Raw genomic sequence first — 16563 nt, forward strand, 5'->3', positions numbered from 1 at the left:
AATTTTGAACAATTTATCCAAATTCTTTGTATAGAAATTGCTGTATTTCACATACTGATTAAGGTTGAAAAAAAGATTTGCCCTGCTGTAAAAATTTTATGCTTCAGACTTGCAAAAGATTTACAGATTCATTATTATAATAATTGTGTTAGCACTCATTCGTAGAGAGTGCTAATAATGTCAGAATTACATATATTTTTGAGGAGGTTGTTTGATTTGTTAAGACCATTAGGTGATCGCATTGTCATTGAGCTTGTTGAATCAGAAGAAAAAACTGCAAGCGGTATCGTATTACCGGATTCAGCGAAAGAAAAGCCTCAGGAAGGAAAAGTTGTTGCTGTTGGAACTGGCCGTGTGCTAGAAAATGGCGAACGCGTTGCCCTTGAAGTAGCTGTAGGTGACCGCATTATCTTCTCAAAATACGCTGGTACTGAAGTAAAATTCGAAGGCGTTGAATATTTAATTTTACGTGAAAACGATATCCTTGCTGTTTTAGCGTAGTAAGGTTGATTTTTAAAAAATAACATCTGTAATTTTAAGAGGAGGTTTTTTGAACGATGGCTAAAGAAATTATGTTTAGTGAAGACGCACGACGCGCGATGCTTCGCGGTGTAGATACACTTGCAAACGCAGTAAAAGTAACTCTTGGACCTAAAGGACGCAACGTGGTTCTTGAAAAAAAATTCGGTTCACCATTAATCACAAATGACGGTGTAACGATCGCAAAAGAAATCGAATTAGAAGATGCATTCGAAAACATGGGTGCTAAGCTTGTTGCTGAAGTAGCAAGCAAAACAAACGATGTTGCCGGTGACGGTACAACAACTGCAACTGTTCTTGCTCAAGCGATGATCCGCGAAGGCTTAAAGAACGTAACAGCTGGTGCAAACCCAATGGGTATCCGCAAAGGGATTGAAAAGGCAGTAATTACAGCTGTTGAAGAATTAAAAGCTATCTCAAAACCAATTGAAGGCAAATCTTCTATTGCACAAGTAGCGGCTATTTCTGCTGCTGACGAAGAAGTAGGCCAATTAATCGCTGAAGCAATGGAGCGCGTTGGCAACGACGGTGTTATCACAATCGAAGAGTCTAAAGGCTTCACAACTGAACTAGACGTTGTTGAAGGTATGCAATTCGACCGCGGTTACGTTTCAGCTTACATGGTAACAAACACTGAAAAAATGGAAGCTGTATTAGAAAACCCATATATCTTAATCACTGACAAGAAGATTTCAAGCATTCAAGAAATCCTTCCTGTTCTCGAGCAAGTGGTTCAACAAGGTAAGCCATTATTACTTGTTGCTGAAGATATCGAAGGTGAAGCATTATCTACTTTAGTAGTGAACAAGCTTCGCGGTACATTCAATGCTGTAGCTGTTAAAGCTCCTGGCTTTGGTGACCGCCGTAAAGCAATGCTTGAAGATATCGCTGCTTTAACTGGCGGAGAAGTCATCACTGAAGAGCTTGGCCGTGAATTAAAAACTGCTACAATCCAATCTTTAGGACGCGCTTCTAAAGTGGTTGTAACAAAAGAAAACACAACAATCGTTGAAGGTGCAGGAGATTCTGCAGCAATCGAAGCTCGTGTAAACCAAATCCGTGTTCAATTAGAAGAAACTACTTCTGAATTTGACCGTGAAAAATTACAAGAGCGCTTAGCTAAACTAGCTGGCGGTGTAGCAGTAATCAAAGTTGGTGCTGCAACTGAAACTGAATTAAAAGAGCGCAAGCTTCGTATCGAAGACGCTTTGAACTCTACTCGTGCTGCAGTTGAAGAAGGTATCGTATCCGGTGGTGGTGTTGCCCTTCTAAACGTATACAGCAAAGTAGCTGGAATCCAAGCTGAAGGTGACGTAGCAACAGGTATCAACATCGTATTACGTGCGATGGAAGAGCCAGTTCGCACAATCGCTCACAACGCTGGCCTTGAAGGCTCAGTTATCGTTGACCGCTTAAAGCGCGAAGCAGTTGGAACAGGCTTCAACGCTGCTAATGGCGAATGGGTAAACATGATCGAAGCTGGTATCGTGGATCCAACTAAAGTAACTCGTTCTGCGCTTCAAAATGCTGCATCTGTTGCAGCTATGTTCTTAACAACTGAAGCAGTTGTTGCTGACAAGCCAGAACCAGCTGGTGCTGCTGGAATGCCTGACATGGGCGCAATGGGCGGCATGGGCGGCATGATGTAATTAAGGTTTTAAAACCTTGTTATACCAACGTCTAAAATGAATATTTGCTTTTCTTGTCCTCGGATTTGTCCTCGTTTTACAAAAACACGGCAACCTATGACAAAAAAGTTAACTAAATGAGAAGGTCTTTCAACAGTTTGCTAAACTGTTGGGAGGCCTTTTCTTCCATATTGGCGGTCATATGGGCGTAAATGTTCATTGTTGTATTGCTATCCGTATGACCTAACCGTTGCTGGATTTCTTTAATTCCCACCCCGGCTTCGATTAATAAAGAAGTATGAGTATGTCTGAAGGAATGGGGAGTGATATTTTTTTCTATCCCTGATTTATTCAGCAATCGTTTAAGCCTTGTTTCAATAACTTTTCTTAATTGTGGATGTCCATCATCCCGGGCAAATATAAACCCACTATCTTTATAAATGAGTCTGTTTTTGAGTTTATTTTGCTTTATACGATGCCTTTTTAGTAAATTGACCAGGTGATCATCAATTTTAATTGTTCGGACGGATCCCTTTGTTTTGGGAGTAAGAAGCTGATATCCTTCAAAATTGTTATTTGGATTATATAAGGTTTTGGTTACCCGTAATGTTCCTTTTTTATCGTTAAACTTTGCAGAACCCGAAGGAACAAAAGCGGAAGCGCGTAGATGAGAGGGTTGAGTCTAGATAAGCTGGCGAGAAGCTTTGCTCTTTAGTCTTCTTGACGGACACGCCGGAGCTGGACATCTCATAAAATATAAAAAAATAAGCACAGGGACAGCTCTACTTCTTTAAAGAGGAAAGAATTCGTCCCTGTGATTAAAAAACTTATTTTCTTTTGAGAAGCCAGTCTTGAAAATCGGTGGCTACTATTCTTTCACCTGTGATTCCCTCTGCAGCAGCTGAGGCTAAAAAAACAATCGGCTCGGCCATAACCCTTGGATCTAATAGCTGGAATTTTGATTCAATCTCTTTTCGAACTTCGTCCGGAATCATCCCGGTAGTAGTGGCACCACCCGGTAAAAGCATATTCACCATAATTCCATATTCCTTTAAATCTTCTGCCATTATATATGAGAGTGATTCAGTGGCTGCCCTCGATGGTCCATAAGGTACAAAACCCTTTCTTTTCATAGTCTCATGATTCATAGAAATATTAATGACTCGCCCATGACCCTGTTCCATCATTAAAGGAGCAAACCCTCGAGCTATTAAAAAATATCCTGTGAGATTGGTATCAATTAAATCTCGAAACCCCTCTGGTGTTACTTTGAAAAATGGCTGAGGCTCGACTAAAAAACGCGGGTTTACTGTCCTCATCCCAATTCCCGCATTATTGACGAGAACATCCAGCTTCCCCCATTCTCTTTTCACCCATTCGACCGCCTGATTAACGGATTGTTCTGATCGAACATCCAAAGGAATTCCAACAGCAGGATAACCCTCGCGCTTTAACTTCTCTACTGCTTGATCCAATTTAGTTCCACCTCTAGAAGCTAACGCCACCGTGGCTCCAGCGTGAAGCAAAGCCTCCGCCATGGAAAATCCTAGGCCGCTTGAAGCACCTGTTACGAGGGCATGGATATTTCTTAACTCTTTTGTATTCATTGGCATTTTTCCTCCGAAATGTTATTAGACCACTGACTAATAAAGTATTCTATCTAATCATCACTTTTATACTTTGCCAAAAAAGTAAGCTAGAGGGTTTTCGGGCGCAGTAAAAAAGGGGCAGAATTGGGAAAGAAAAAGGTGTCTCTTTTGAGGAAGAATACGCTTCTGTGTTGAAAGTAAACAACTTTTTCCCCACCTTTTTTTACTTTATTTGTAGTGAACAACATATACATTCTATAGAAGAAAATTATTTCTATAGGAGGTTTCGATGGATCAAAAGGATCAAAGTCGTCAATTAGACCAAATAAAGCAAATGCAACAAATGTTTAAAGCGAACATGAAAACTCATCCTTATCCCATGTACCCTAACTATGGGAAAATCACACGTTACGAAGAAATTCCGATAAGTTTACCTGAACAGCGCCAGCTGCGCCATCCCGGAGTGGAAAAATTTATGGTACCCCTTCCAATTATCGAAAACCCGAACTATAAAGGGAGTGGAAAGTTAACAGGAAAAGTAGCACTTATTACAGGGGGTGACAGTGGTATTGGTGCAGCAGTAGCAATTGCGTTTGCTAAAGAAGGCGCAGATGTTGCTATTTCATACTTAGATGAACATGAGGATGCAAATAGAACAAAAACGAGGATTGAACAACTCGGACAACGATGTTTTCTAATGCCTGGTGACTTGCGAGACAAACAACATTGTATCTCCATTGTAGAACAAACAGTAAAGACGTTTGGACGTCTTGATATTCTTTGTAACCACGTTGGTATCCAATTCCAACAACTAAGTCTGCTTGACATTACCGATGAGCAATTCGATGACACCTTCAAAGTAAATATATACTCTCATTTTTACACAACAAGAGCAGCAATTCCTCATTTAAAACCAGGCAGCTCAATCATTGGCACTTCTTCAGTGGTGACGTATGTAGGGGAGCAACAAATGATTGATTATACGGCCACAAAAGGCGCAATAGTTGGTTGGACACGTGCCCTGGCTAAAAATGTCGTGAAACAAGGGATCCGAGTCAATGCCGTCGCCCCCGGCCGGATTTGGACCCCACTTATTTCAGCAAGTTTCTCGTCAGACCAAGTCGCTGTATATGGAGCATTTAATCCAATGGAACGAGTTGCCCATCCATTTGAACTCGCACCAACCTTCGTCTATCTTGCTTCTGATGATTCTCGTTTTGTTACTGGTCAAGTTCTTCATGTAGATGGGGGAGAATCCACACATTCCTAATGGAGGGAGGTTACCATTTTGAGATATGAATTTAACCCAGAAGTAAAGCTATTGTTAGTAAACCATTCAAATGAAAAAGTAAAGATGGTCTATATGGAGGATTCCTGGCCAATGTCTAAAATAGCCCTTAGACCACCATACTATTGCTACCCAAGTTACGAGCTGAATTACCCAATAATCTAAAGAATAGCACTTGACACTTGCTTTTTTTAGGGGTGATATTTAAAAATGTAAGTGTCAAGTGTATAAAAATATTTTTTTGTACTTTGATAAGTGGAGTATAGTTTTTAGGAAACGAATTGCCATCAAGTTTATAGTGTGGAAAGAAAGTAATAACATCATTATTAATATTATTAAAAAATATGAGGAAGAAGATATTAAGTGAGTTCAATTATTTAGTGGAAAAGGAAAACAAGATTTTTATAAGAAATTTGGTTTTGAAGCCCCAGACCTGGTAGGTCCTTATTTTTATAATTTATTAAAGCAACTGCTTATGAGGTTTTATCAATGTGTATCAAGTCCTGTACTAATTTAAGCCTAACTAAAAAAGTTAAGAGTAACAGTTAAAAGCTTACATAACTGAAGTGGATAAGAGATTAAAAAGGGTATATTTTTACATGATTCTGGGAGGGACATTAACTCCACTGCCACCAACTTTTAAAAGAAAGACAAACTACTCATTATTAAGGGGGATGAAAATGGAGCATATTGTAATTACTGCTGTATTAAAACCAAAAGAAGGCCTGCAGGGGCAACTATTATCAGAACTCAAAAAGGTACAAGCGGCATCAAGGGAAGAGGCGGGGTGTATAAAGTATGACTTGCACCAATCTGAAGACCAAACTTTTGTTTTATATGAAGTGTGGAAGGATGAGGAAGCGCTGGAACACCATATTCAGTCGGCTCATTATCAGGAATACAGGAACAATATTGCAGACCTTGTATCAACTAGAAAAGTGTATAAACTAAAAATAATGGAATAAGTTCACAAGATGGAGTGGCGGAACTGTCGGAAAAACCTGTTATATGCAGGTTTTTTAGTCGTCTTTTTTAAGATGTGAGCTTTTCGCCGTATCTCCTTCGAAACAAATCTTTTGATTTGTACGGACCAGATGGCTAATATATTAATATCGCGAATTACCGATTTGGCGTGATGCTCTCAGATCATCTATCCAGCTTCCATTGGGATAGTGATAATCGATATAGAAAGAGGCAAATGACATTGAAGCAGGAATTGGAACGCTTAAATGATGAGCAAGCCGTTGAAATTTTTAAGGCATTGTCGAACCAGACTAGGGTGAGCATTCTTCAAATGTTAAAAGATCCCGACAGTCATTTTTCACCGCAAGCCCACATTATTGCTGATAAAGGATTTGAAGGCGGGGTTTGCGTAGGGGATATCCGAAGCAAGGCCGGGATTTCGCAATCCACTACTTCACAGTATTTATCGATTCTGCTGCAAAGCGGACTGGTTGAAATGAAGCGAATCGGACAATGGACGTATTATCGCCGTAATGAGGAGACGATTAAAAAGTTCGAAAAATACATTGGTACAAAAATTTAAGGAGAATTGAAGTGAGTTTATTACAGCATCGAGCATTAAACAGGTTGTACCAACAGGATAAAATGACGCTTGGTTTCGCTATTCCGACGGCAAGGATGTCCAAATATCCGATTATGGAAAATCAGCTGTCGCTTGCCCGCTAAATTGACGACCATGGTTTCGCGGCATTGTGGCTTAGGGACGTTACGATTCAGAATTTGAATATTGATGATAATGGTCAAATGTATGATGTATGGATTTATTTGACCTATCTTGCGGCCCATACCAAGGATATTGCACTTGGGACGGCGAGTGTAGGATTCAGCAATCAATCGATTGAATGGATCGCCCAGAATGGGGACGGCTGGATCCAGTACCCGAGGATTATCCCACAACAAACTCAATTGAATAACGAGTATCGCGAATTGTCGGAAATTCACGCCCCAGGAGTGTTTAAACCTTTCACTCAGACTTTATTTATCGATTTATCGGAAAATCCCGATTCACTTCCTGTTCCGATTCCGTAGGATTTCGTGTAGGGCGCAAACAGTTATTAGATATTCTATATCAATTTCAATCCATTGGTGTCAATCACCCGGCATTTGTATTGTATTTTTCAAAGCGCCCTCCCGAGGAAGTCCTCCAGGAGCTTGGAGAGTTTGTGCGGCCTTACTTTCCGACTCATGAAATTCCAGTATGAGATTAGTTTTTAATAAAATTAGATAAGGGAAGAAGATGAACTTATGTCTAAACATGCAAATAAACTAAACGAAATTCCATTCTCGGTGCTTGATCTTTCACCGATAACAGCCGGAAGTACTCCTGCTGACTCTTTCCGCCATACATTGGAACTCGCACAGCTTGCTGAAAAACTTGGTTACAACCGTTTTTGGCTCGCAGAACATCATAATATGCCGTTTATTGCCAGTTCCGCCACTTCTGTGGTGATGTCCCATGTGGCAGCCGGAACATCAAAAATCAGGATTGGTTCAGGAGGAATCATGCTGCCGAATCACGCACCGCTCGTCATCGCTGAGCAGTTTGGCACTCTTGAATCATTATATCCTGGGCGAATTGACCTTGGTCTGGGGCGGGCACCCGGTACAGATCAGAGGACCGCTCGTGCATTGAGACGCGACTTAGGAAGTACCGGAGATGACTTTCCTGAGCAATTAGTGGAACTCCGCGGTTACTTTGATCCATCCCTGGCACAAGGGAACCCTATAAAAGCGATTCCAGGTGAAGGCTTGAATATTCCAGTCTGGCTGCTGGGTTCAAGTGGCTTCAGTGCGCAGCTGGCCGGAGAACTGGGTTTGCCATTCGCGTTTGCCGCCCATTTCTCGCCACTTAACACTCTGGGTGCTCTACAGATCTATCGCAAGGCGTTTAAGCCTTCGAATGTTCTCGATAAGCCGTATGCGATGGTGGCATTGAATATCATTACAGCAGAAACGGATAAAGAGGCAAAGCGCCTTTTTACAACAATACAGCAGCAATTTTTGAATCTGATGAGTGGCAACCTTACACCGCTTCAACCACCGGTAGATGACATATCCGAAGTGGCCAGCAGCTACCAATTAAATGCTCTCGAGCAGCAATTAGGTTCATCGATTGTTGGCAGCAAGCAGACCATAAAGGACAAGCTGCATACATTTTTGGAGGAGAGCCAGGCAGATGAAATCATGGCCATTGCCCAAGTTTACGACCACAAAGCTCGCCTGCATTCATACGAGCTTCTGACAGAAATTACAAAAGGCGAAAGGTAAAAAGGAGGACATCAGCAAGGAAACCTTTTTGATTTTTCTAGGGCATTGAATATGGATGAAACCGTGAAATCGGGTTATGAGGTTGTTTACAGGATTCCTTAATTAAAAAGATAAAAGTTGTTAGAATAGGAGACAATGATATGAACTGCAAAATTAACCGAAATGCTGCTAAAGTGCTGAAACAAATGTTGGAAAGTGAAGAGGCTGAAGGGAAAATGGTTCGTGTCTATGTTACATTGGACCATGGGGACCATGCCCATTATGAAGTAAAACTGGATACTCCCACGGACCATGATGAAATTGTGAAAACAGACAAAGGCATTGATGTTTTACTTGATAAAAGGGAACCGTTTTTAGATGGGGTTTGGATCAAGTATTTCTATGTGCCGCAAGCAGGATTTGACATCACGAATTCTTCCAAAGGGCATCACCATCATTAAACACGTGACAGAGCGATACTAAATGTTTTTATACCTTCATATATCTAACAGTATCATAAACTAAACACAGTAGATTACTGTATTTATTGTGTTAAAAAAGAAAAATACCAACGTTTTACAATTATAAGGGGGCGTATCATAATGAGAAAAACCTATTAAAAGGCGTCGATATAACAGGTTTCAAATCAATAAGGAATGATCTCAAAAAGCAGGTGCTAACTACAAAGATGAAGAAGTTGTGGTAAGCAATTATATTGTAACAAGCCGATTTCCGGATAACATTCCTGCCTTTAATCGTGAATCCTTAAAATTATTAGCTGAATAATAGCGTAAGTACTCAATAGTATCGTTTTAGAAATTAATATTTCACAATGAATTTCAATACAAAGGTTTTAATAAGAAAGGGGTTATACTATGTCATTAAATGGTAAACGAGTAGTTGTTTTAGGGGGTACTTCTGGTATTGGTTTAGCAACTGCCAAAGCGTTTCTCGATCAATCAGCTCAAGTGATCATTGCCAGCCGTTCTGTTTCCAAATTAAATGAAGCAAAACAAGTTCTTGGTGGCAATGTAGAAGGAAATGAAATCGATTTTCGAAGCGAAGAAAAAGTAGCAGAATTTTTCAGCAAGGTTGGAAAATTTGACCACCTTGTGGTAACAGCAGGGGAAGGCGCAATGGGGCACTTTAGCGAATTGCCTGTGGCAAGTGCTAAAGAGGCGTTTGATAGTAAGTTCTGGGGGCAATATATTACCGTCCGTTCAGCACTTCCATATTTAAACAATGAAAGCTCAATCACCTTAACCTCTGGTGTATATGGCGTTCGTCCTCCTCAAGGTGCTACTACTTTAGCGGCAATCAATTCAGCCATTGAAGGATTGGTTCGAGGACTTTCCGTAGACCTAGCCCCTATTAGGGTAAACGTGGTTTCACCTGGAATTGTAGACACTCCAATCTATGCTGGAATGCCAGATGATCAGAGGCAAGCACTGTTCAACGGCATTGCACAACAGCTCCCTGTTGGACGGATTGCAAAGCCGGAAGACATAGCTGAAACCTATGTATACCTTGCTAAAAATGGTTTTACTACTGGTACAGCTGTTCTTATTGATGGTGGAGCCCACTTAGTTTAATGGCCTAAAGGATGTTGAACAGAAGCTTATCACCCTGCAAAGCAGTGGTTCTAACTAAAATAGAAATAAGTTAAGAATTAAGTAATTTACTGGTGGCAATACTGCAAAAGAGTATTGCCGCCTTTTTGGTTATTAGGTACATAAAAAGATACAAAAGGAAGTGTTGATTTTTAATGAGTGTAAAGGACGAAAATAAATTAACAAAAATATTGTGGTATTAATATCGCTGTGTCCTAACCGCTGCTGAATTTCTTTAATACCTACACCAGCTTCAATTAATAAAGAAGTGTGTGTGCATCACCTTTATCATCCGTTATAGGGTTTAATGACAACACCAAAAGATAACCTTTAGTCTTTTAACAATGGGCTCATTATCAGTTATGGGTTCCCTGGCTCTGATGAATATATAAAAAACCTGTATTTAATAAAATTCTATACAGGTTTTTCAAATTTCCTATTTGATTGTCAACAGCCCCTATAAAACTCCTCTTTTATAATGAGCCTCGATTTTGATGGTATCAACTAAGTTTCTCAATCGATAACGATGCTGCATTAACTGGAATAGTTTCCCCTGCATCTATTACAAACGGTAATAGGATATCAGTAGTTCGCCCTATATTTTTAAGATGTATCTTAGTGTTACGGCGAATATGGATAATAGCCTGTCCAGTAAGCATAAGAATAGCATTATCCACTTGCCTTGTGATGCCATAGTCAGTAAGACTAACCGGAGAATGATTCAAGAATATACCATATACCGATGTTGACTTAGGGCCGCCAATGAGCAAAATATATTCTATCTTATAGTCCCCTGACTCTAAAACAGTTAATGTACCGCTGGATGGGGAGAACTTTATATTTTCCAAAGCCCCATGTTGATTAAATCTTACATTTTCCATTGGATTGACTGGAATAGTCATTGAATCTGAACCTGTGAGTGTCACATAGCCATAGGCTGGTGAGGATTTCTTCCAATTTAGATCTGACATAATTATCACCACCTTTTAAACTTTTAATATATGATATTAGGAAAAGAATGAAATGCTTGTACAACAAGCATCCTAATGGCCTTTTTTATTCAAATTGTGTCCAATACCCTACCGTCCCTTCCTATTTTAGGTTGATTTGGTTGATGCCTCCTTCTGTATGGATATAGGTACTCATTTAGTTCCTAAACCCGTAGATGATAATGAGTTTCACGTTGAAATAACGCTTCCACCCGAAGACTTTTTTTAATTACAAAAAACGTCCTAAAGGTTTGAAATACTATAATTATACTGTTGAGGATAAAGGCTGCTTAAAGCTCTTTTATGAGCTTAGCGGTCTTTTGTCATTTTATAAATAAGTCTTATACATACTATAAATATGATCATATCTGGAGGAGATTATGAAGAAGGGCAAACTTAGTTTACAAGCTATTATTATTATATTTGTATGCATTGTCGTGGCTTTATCACTTGGAATAACTGATCTGATCATAAGTAAAAGAATTACCTCTAGTGTGGAACAAACAGAGAAAGAAAAAGCCCTGAATGTGGCAAAGATGGTTGCCCTTAGTCCGCAGGTGATTGGTGCTCTTGAAGGGAAAGCGAACAAAAAAAATGTACAAGTTTTTAGTAATCAAATAAGAAAGAAAACCAATGTTAACTTCGTTGTTGTGATGGATATGAAAGGTATGCGTCTATCCCACCCGAAACCCGAAAAGGTTGGAAAGCACTTCACAGGAGGAGATGAAGGACCAGTTCTTAAAGGCAAGGAGTACGTTTCTATTTCAAAGGGGACACTCGGTCGATCCATGCGGGCTTTTACTCCAATAAAAAATTCACAGGGAAAACAAGTCGGTGCAGTTGCAGTAGGGATTTCATTAGAAAGTGTAATAAATGCGGTACATAAAGGCCGTATGGGTATGGCGATCGGTACCGTCATTGGCATCTTAATTGGAGTAATTGGTGCAGTCGGCCTAGCGAGATACCTCAAAAGAATTCTTTTAGGACTCGAGCCGTTCGCGATTGCCAGGCTGCTTGAAGAGCGCAGTTCTATGCTTCATTCTGTCCGCGAGGGGATCATAGCCATTGACCAGGAAGGAAACATCACCCTTGTAAACAGGGCAGCCAATAAGCTTTTAAAAAAGGCCGGAATTGAAGGGAATCCTATAGGTATGAACGTTGAAGAGTATTTGCCAGAGACACGGTTAACTCGCATTATAGAATCGGGTGAATCGGAAATGGATCAAGAACAGAATCTACATGGGGTGACCATCTTAGTAAACAGGGTACCGGTGATTGTGGGAAATCGGCCGGTGGGGGCAATCGCGACTTTCCGTGATAAAACCGAGGTTCGAATTTTGGCCGAACAGCTTACCGGTGTGCGCAATTATGCGGATGCTCTCCGTGCTCAGGCGCATGAATTCATGAATAAACTTCATGTTATTCTTGGTCTGGTCCGTACTGAACAATACGATACACTCGCTAACTATGTGAGCGAAACCGTTAACCACCGTGAAACAGAAGTGGGTTTTGTAACAAAAAAAGTCCAAGATCCGGTTCTAGCCGGATTTCTGATTGGCAAGCTAAGCTTTGCAAGAGAATCTGGGGCCTTACTGTCATTTGATTGCGCAAATAAACTTCCCAAGCCTGCAAATTCGGAAATTACACATGAGTTAATAACGATCATTGGAAATCTTGTTGATAACGCTATGGAGGCAATTACGGACAGTCCAGTCAAAAAGGTCGAGCTTAAACTTGATTACGCAGAGGATATTTTGACAGTCGAGGTTAAAGACACAGGAATGGGAATGACGAAATCACTACAAAACAAAATATTGGATAAAGGCTTTTCCACGAAAGGAGACAATCGAGGATTCGGATTATATCTTTTGGCGCAGGCAATTGAAAGACTGGAGGGAGACCTGATTATTTCGTCTAAGCCTGGAAAGGGAACGAATTTTGCGGTATATATACCTTATAATGCAGAGGATGAATAGAAATGATTAATGTAATGATTGTTGAAGATGACCCGATGGTAGCGGAAATCAATAAGCAGTACCTTTCTAAAATTGACGGTTTCCGTTTAACTGCAACAGTCAATTCTGTCGCTGAAGCCATCCGATGGTTAGGAAAGAATGATATTCAGCTAATACTTTTGGATATTTTTATGCCGGGAAAGCAGGGACTGGAACTGTTATCGTATCTTCGTAAAAATGATCTTGAAATTGATGTCATCATCATTTCAGCGGCCTCAGATCTTGAACGAATTAAGAGGGCATTAAGGTATGGTGTTGTCGACTATTTGATTAAGCCTTTCGAGTTTGAACGGTTTAATGCTGCACTTACTTCCTACCTTGAGCAAACCTGGTTCATTGATAAACAGGATTCAGTTAGTCAGCAGGAGCTCGATCACTTACTTTTGCATAGAGAAGAGGCCGTCATCGCAGAGGAACTTCCAAAGGGATTAACGAAGGATACCTTAAAGCAGATATGGGATGCGGTTCAAGAGTTGAAGCAGGGACCATTTTCCACTGATGAGGTAGCGAATGTGGCAGGCATTTCAAGGGTTTCAGCAAGAAAGTACCTTAACTTTATAAAGGACTTAGGAATACTTGAAGTCAAGGTTATCTATGGAACCATTGGAAGGCCTGTGTATCAGCATGAATATAACCAATTTAAAGAGCACTTAATAAAAAACTTTTTGTAAGTAGTTATTGAAAACTGCTTACTTTTTTTATTTACAAAAAGAATGAATAAACTTTCATAATCTATGAAAACGGTTTACATGAGAATATGATAGACATGCAGCAAGACAAAGGAGGATTCAAAAATGCAAATTCCTATTAAGAAAACGCTTGATAAAATTCCAGGTGGTCTGATGGTTGTTCCACTTTTTTTAGGGGTATTAACAAATACATTTTTTCCGCAAGTTTTACAAATTGGTAGTTTTACAACAGCATTATTCAGTAAAGAAGCATCCTCAACCATTTTGGCATGTTTTATGTTTTTAATTGGTTCCCAAATTAATTTCAAATTAGCACCAAAGGCATTAAAAAAAGGTGCACTATTATTAACAGGAAAATTTATCGTAGGTGCTGGTATTGGTTTAGCTGTAGCAGCTATTTTTGGGCCTGCCGGAATACTAGGATTAACACCATTAGCCATCCTTGCAGCATTGTTAAATGCTAATGGCGGTTTATATGCATCTCTTGCTTCATCGTATGGCGACGAAACGGATGTAGGCGCATATGCTTTATTTTCTTTAAAAGACGGTCCATTTTTCACATTAGTGGCGTTAGGTGCATCCGGCCTTGCCACCATTCCTTTTCAAACGCTTCTTGGAGTATTAATTCCAATCGTAATTGGAATGATTTTAGGAAATATTGACCCTGATATGAGAAAGTTCCTTGGAAGCAGTAAATTATTATTAATCCCATTCTTCTCATTCCCATTAGGTGCCGGAATGAACCTTTCAACTATTGTGAAAGCTGGAGGTCCTGGGATATTACTGGGAATAATCGCTGCATTTACTGGAATTGGAGCATACTTCCTATTGAAGTTATTTAAAGAAAACCCTATCGTTGGCTTAGCAACAGGGTCAACTGCAGGAAATGCCGTAGCTACACCAGCTGTAGTGGCGGCCGCAGACCCAACCTTAGCTGCAGTAGCATCTTCAGCTACTGCGCAAGTTGCAGCTGCATGTGTCATATCTGCCATCGTCTGTCCGATTATTGTGAGCTATGTATTTAAAAGGTCTGAAAAGAAGAAAAAAGTGAAACAATCGATTGCACGGACAGCCTGATATCCGAATTGTTATTTTAAAGTAGAAAGAAGGAAACACCATGAATATACCCCAAAATGTTATTATTACAACATTAAAAGGAAAAGAAGTTCTTACTAATCCTTTTTTGAATAAAGGAACGGCTTTTACGAAAGAGGAAAGGGAAGACCTTGGACTAGACGGTCTATTACCGCCTCAAGTCCTTACCCTTGATGAACAAGTAAATAGGATTTATGAACAATATTCGATGCGGACGACGAATTTATTTAAACACGGTCTGCTTTATGATTTATATAATCGGAATGTTGTTCTGTTTTACCGATTGCTGAAAGAACACCTAGCAGAAATGCTTCCAATTATCTACACTCCTACTGTCGGTGATGCGATCCAGTCATACTCCCATAGCTACCGCCGTCCCGGAGGTTTATATCTTTCTATTGATGATCCTGAAGGCGTGGAAAAGGCATTCTATAATCTTGGACAGCCCAAAAATGGCATTGATTTAATCGTCGTCACAGACTCTGAAAGTATTCTGGGTATTGGGGACCAAGGGGTAGGCGGTATTAATATTGCAATTGGTAAACTTGCCGTGTACACAGCGGCAGCTGGTATTGACCCAAGCCGTGTTCTGCCAGTCGTGTTGGATGTTGGTACAAACAATCAGGCCTTGATCGCAGACCCTATCTATATCGGCAACAAATTCGCACGTGTCCGCGGAGAGCGTTATGATCAATTCATTGATTTATTCGTTCAGACCGCAAGAAAGTTCTTTCCAGAGGTTCTGATTCACTGGGAAGACCTTGGCAACGTGAATGCGCGTAAGATCTTAGACAAATACGGTGACAACATCCTTACCTTCAACGATGACATCCAGGGAACAGGCGCTGTGACCCTTGCTGCTATTATGTCTGCTTTGAAAGTAACAGGAGAAACCTTGAAAGACCAGCGCATTGTTATCTTCGGGCCAGGGGCTGCAGGTATCGGCAACGCAGACCAAATGGTTGATGCAATGGTTCTTGAAGGGCTGTCCAGAGAAGAAACCTATGAACGTTTCTGGGCAATCGACTATCGCGGGTTACTAACGGATGAAACAGCAGATGTCCTGAACTTCCAAAAGCCTTATGTAAGAAAGGTGAATGAAGTAAAGGATTGGGATAAAAATGAGGATGGGATTATTTCATTAATGGAAGTCGTTCAGAGGGTGAAGCCAACCATCCTGATTGGTACTTCCGGCCAAGCTGGTGCCTTCACTGAGGAAATTGTGAAAGAAATGGCCAAGCATGTTGAGCGTCCAATTATCTTGCCTATGTCCAACCCAACTGCATTGACTGAAGCGGTGCCGGAAAATCTGATTAAGTGGACAGCTGGCAGGGCTCTCATTGCAACTGGCAGTCCTTTTGCCAATGTAGAATACAAAGGTGTTACCTATGAAATTGGCCAGTCAAATAATGCATTTGTCTTCCCAGGTCTTGGACTTGGAGCCATTGTGGCAAAGGCGGAAGTGTTCTCAAAAGGTATGTTCGCTGCTGCTGCTTATGCAGTTGCAAGAATGTCTGACTCCAGTAAACCTGGTTCTTCCCTGCTGCCATCCATTGAAAACCTTCATGAAGTCTCAAAATACGTAGCCATTGAAGTAGTTAATGCTGCAATACACGAAGGAATTGCAAGAGCGGATATTCAAGATGTTGAGAATGCTATAGAAGATGCTATGTGGAAACCTGTGTATAAGGAAATAAAGAATGTAGGTATTTGGACAAACATTCATTCCTATGCATGATTAAATAGTTAAATTGAATGGGCGGTATGATGTAATAAACATCATAAACTTTATGATTTTATTGAGAAGGTCTTCCAACAGTTTCTGAACTGGCGGGAGGCCTTTTCTTCTA

Annotated in this window: 16 protein-coding genes and 2 pseudogenes; 15 read left to right on the top strand and 3 right to left on the bottom strand. The window is 40.4% G+C overall.

The window, feature by feature from the left end:
* Nucleotides 1-216 precede the first annotated feature (216 nt).
* Nucleotides 217-501: a co-chaperone GroES gene (groES, locus tag PH210_RS25055; protein WP_223596509.1), complete on the top strand. Its 285-nt coding sequence runs from the start codon at nt 217-219 to the stop codon at nt 499-501.
* Nucleotides 502-557: 56 nt separating this feature from the next.
* Nucleotides 558-2189 (top strand): chaperonin GroEL, encoded by a 1632-nt coding sequence (groL, locus tag PH210_RS25060; protein ID WP_289989104.1) that lies wholly within the window; start codon nt 558-560, stop codon nt 2187-2189.
* Between the two features lie 112 nt (nt 2190-2301).
* Here the strand turns inward: groL and PH210_RS25065 are convergent.
* Nucleotides 2302-2697 (bottom strand): annotated as a pseudogene (locus tag PH210_RS25065) (tyrosine-type recombinase/integrase); the annotation flags it as partial.
* A 298-nt stretch (nt 2698-2995) separates the two neighbouring features.
* Nucleotides 2996-3775 carry an SDR family NAD(P)-dependent oxidoreductase gene (locus tag PH210_RS25070; RefSeq protein WP_289989105.1) on the bottom strand — a complete coding sequence of 260 codons (780 nt, stop codon included), beginning with the start codon at nt 3773-3775 and terminating at the stop codon, nt 2996-2998.
* Nucleotides 3776-4046: 271 nt separating this feature from the next.
* Between PH210_RS25070 and PH210_RS25075 the strand changes: the two genes are divergently transcribed.
* The 9 genes and pseudogenes from PH210_RS25075 to PH210_RS25110 all read left to right on the top strand — a co-directional run bounded on the left by PH210_RS25075 (nt 4047) and on the right by PH210_RS25110 (nt 9907).
* Nucleotides 4047-5027, top strand: a complete 981-nt coding sequence (locus PH210_RS25075; protein WP_289989106.1) for an SDR family oxidoreductase — start codon at nt 4047-4049, stop codon at nt 5025-5027.
* A 698-nt stretch (nt 5028-5725) separates the two neighbouring features.
* Nucleotides 5726-6010, top strand: a complete 285-nt coding sequence (locus PH210_RS25080; RefSeq protein WP_289989107.1) for a putative quinol monooxygenase — start codon at nt 5726-5728, stop codon at nt 6008-6010.
* Between the two features lie 233 nt (nt 6011-6243).
* The gene (locus tag PH210_RS25085; protein ID WP_289989108.1) at nt 6244-6591 is read left to right on the top strand and encodes an ArsR/SmtB family transcription factor; all 348 of its coding nucleotides are present in this window, start codon (nt 6244-6246) and stop codon (nt 6589-6591) included.
* An 11-nt stretch (nt 6592-6602) separates the two neighbouring features.
* Nucleotides 6603-6734: a hypothetical protein gene (locus PH210_RS29835; protein ID WP_354670017.1), complete on the top strand. Its 132-nt coding sequence runs from the start codon at nt 6603-6605 to the stop codon at nt 6732-6734.
* A gap of 24 nt (nt 6735-6758) precedes the next feature.
* Nucleotides 6759-7097, top strand: a complete 339-nt coding sequence (locus PH210_RS29840) for an LLM class oxidoreductase (protein ID WP_354670018.1) — start codon at nt 6759-6761, stop codon at nt 7095-7097.
* Nucleotides 7098-7313: 216 nt separating this feature from the next.
* Nucleotides 7314-8336, top strand: coding sequence for an LLM class flavin-dependent oxidoreductase (locus tag PH210_RS25095; protein ID WP_289989109.1), 1023 nt, complete (start codon nt 7314-7316; stop codon nt 8334-8336).
* Nucleotides 8337-8476: 140 nt separating this feature from the next.
* Nucleotides 8477-8776 carry an iron-sulfur cluster assembly accessory protein gene (locus PH210_RS25100; RefSeq protein WP_192654929.1) on the top strand — a complete coding sequence of 100 codons (300 nt, stop codon included), beginning with the start codon at nt 8477-8479 and terminating at the stop codon, nt 8774-8776.
* 143 nt (nt 8777-8919) lie between these two features.
* A pseudogene (gene yraA / locus PH210_RS25105) lies at nt 8920-9101 on the top strand (cysteine protease YraA); the annotation flags it as partial.
* 89 nt (nt 9102-9190) lie between these two features.
* The gene (locus PH210_RS25110) at nt 9191-9907 is read left to right on the top strand and encodes an SDR family oxidoreductase (RefSeq protein ID WP_251455834.1); all 717 of its coding nucleotides are present in this window, start codon (nt 9191-9193) and stop codon (nt 9905-9907) included.
* Between the two features lie 518 nt (nt 9908-10425).
* On the opposite strand, the gene PH210_RS25115 is transcribed toward PH210_RS25110, so the two are convergent.
* Nucleotides 10426-10896 carry a hypothetical protein gene (locus PH210_RS25115; RefSeq protein ID WP_289989110.1) on the bottom strand — a complete coding sequence of 157 codons (471 nt, stop codon included), beginning with the start codon at nt 10894-10896 and terminating at the stop codon, nt 10426-10428.
* 398 nt (nt 10897-11294) lie between these two features.
* On the opposite strand from PH210_RS25115, the gene dcuS reads away from it, so the two are divergent.
* The 4 genes from dcuS to PH210_RS25135 all read left to right on the top strand — a co-directional run bounded on the left by dcuS (nt 11295) and on the right by PH210_RS25135 (nt 16451).
* Complete coding sequence (gene dcuS / locus PH210_RS25120) at nt 11295-12890, top strand: DcuS/MalK family sensor histidine kinase (RefSeq protein WP_289989111.1); 1596 nt, start codon at nt 11295-11297, stop codon at nt 12888-12890.
* Nucleotides 12891-12892: 2 nt separating this feature from the next.
* On the top strand, nt 12893-13600 hold the full coding sequence (locus tag PH210_RS25125; protein ID WP_289989112.1) for a response regulator: 708 nt from the start codon (nt 12893-12895) through the stop codon (nt 13598-13600).
* A gap of 123 nt (nt 13601-13723) precedes the next feature.
* On the top strand, nt 13724-14695 hold the full coding sequence (locus tag PH210_RS25130; protein ID WP_289989113.1) for a 2-keto-3-deoxygluconate permease: 972 nt from the start codon (nt 13724-13726) through the stop codon (nt 14693-14695).
* 40 nt (nt 14696-14735) lie between these two features.
* Nucleotides 14736-16451 (top strand): NAD-dependent malic enzyme, encoded by a 1716-nt coding sequence (locus PH210_RS25135; RefSeq protein WP_289989114.1) that lies wholly within the window; start codon nt 14736-14738, stop codon nt 16449-16451.
* Nucleotides 16452-16563: the final 112 nt, after the last annotated feature.

This window comes from Paenibacillus sp. BSR1-1 (assembly GCF_030403775.1).
Taxonomy (GTDB): domain Bacteria; phylum Bacillota; class Bacilli; order Bacillales; family Cytobacillaceae; genus Neobacillus.

What these genes read in the sequence shown, in the direction of transcription:
- groL (WP_289989104.1), top strand. Translation starts at nt 558, where the DNA reads ATGGCTAAAGAAATTATGTTTAGTGAAGACGCACGACGCGCGATGCTT.
- PH210_RS25070 (WP_289989105.1), bottom strand. Translation starts at nt 3,775, where the DNA reads ATGAATACAAAAGAGTTAAGAAATATCCATGCCCTCGTAACAGGTGCT.
- PH210_RS25075 (WP_289989106.1), top strand. Translation starts at nt 4,047, where the DNA reads ATGGATCAAAAGGATCAAAGTCGTCAATTAGACCAAATAAAGCAAATG.
- PH210_RS25080 (WP_289989107.1), top strand. Translation starts at nt 5,726, where the DNA reads ATGGAGCATATTGTAATTACTGCTGTATTAAAACCAAAAGAAGGCCTG.
- PH210_RS25085 (WP_289989108.1), top strand. Translation starts at nt 6,244, where the DNA reads ATGACATTGAAGCAGGAATTGGAACGCTTAAATGATGAGCAAGCCGTT.
- PH210_RS25095 (WP_289989109.1), top strand. Translation starts at nt 7,314, where the DNA reads ATGTCTAAACATGCAAATAAACTAAACGAAATTCCATTCTCGGTGCTT.
- PH210_RS25100 (WP_192654929.1), top strand. Translation starts at nt 8,477, where the DNA reads ATGAACTGCAAAATTAACCGAAATGCTGCTAAAGTGCTGAAACAAATG.
- PH210_RS25110 (WP_251455834.1), top strand. Translation starts at nt 9,191, where the DNA reads ATGTCATTAAATGGTAAACGAGTAGTTGTTTTAGGGGGTACTTCTGGT.
- PH210_RS25115 (WP_289989110.1), bottom strand. Translation starts at nt 10,896, where the DNA reads ATGTCAGATCTAAATTGGAAGAAATCCTCACCAGCCTATGGCTATGTG.
- dcuS (WP_289989111.1), top strand. Translation starts at nt 11,295, where the DNA reads ATGAAGAAGGGCAAACTTAGTTTACAAGCTATTATTATTATATTTGTA.
- PH210_RS25125 (WP_289989112.1), top strand. Translation starts at nt 12,893, where the DNA reads ATGATTAATGTAATGATTGTTGAAGATGACCCGATGGTAGCGGAAATC.
- PH210_RS25130 (WP_289989113.1), top strand. Translation starts at nt 13,724, where the DNA reads ATGCAAATTCCTATTAAGAAAACGCTTGATAAAATTCCAGGTGGTCTG.
- PH210_RS25135 (WP_289989114.1), top strand. Translation starts at nt 14,736, where the DNA reads ATGAATATACCCCAAAATGTTATTATTACAACATTAAAAGGAAAAGAA.